Here is a 518-nt window from a genome sequence, read left to right on the forward strand (position 1 = left end):
TCTATGGCATTGACAGCGGCCTTTCGGAAATCATTGATTACACGGCTAATCTCTTCCGTTTCAAGGGCTCGCGGCGGCGTAGCGGAAAGGGTTGTGGCAACTCCGTCATCGCCAGGCGCAAAACAACTCCCTCCCTGAACCGCAACTGAGCTGACCGGCGGCTTCCCGTCGGGCTGCAGACGTGTGTGCGAAACCCTTCCGACATGCCATAGCTGGGCGAATATTTTTCCCCCTTTGCCATGAACTGCCTGAGTCACGGGTTTCCATGCCTGAATATGGCTGTCAAGATAAATACCGGGGGTATACAAATACCCTGTACCTTCCCGGGAAACAGGCAGTGCTTCTGATACGATTAACCCTGCACTCGCTCGCTGAGCGTAATACAACGTTGTCAGTGCATCCGCATGCCCATCCATAGCCCGTGAGCGTGTCATGGGGGCCATCACAAATCGATTGCTGAGTAGCCCGTCAGCCAGCGGATAACGTGTAAAAAGCTGTTTCACCGGCCCCTCCTTAGT

The 518-nt window shown here is 54.6% G+C and carries 1 pseudogene; it reads right to left on the bottom strand.

The window, feature by feature from the left end:
* Positions 1–503: pseudogene (locus tag K5E19_RS23955) on the bottom strand (alkene reductase); the annotation flags it as partial.
* Between the last annotated feature and the right edge of the window lie 15 nt (positions 504–518).

It is taken from the genome of Enterobacter sp. RIT637, from assembly GCF_019718755.1.
GTDB lineage: Bacteria > Pseudomonadota > Gammaproteobacteria > Enterobacterales > Enterobacteriaceae > Enterobacter.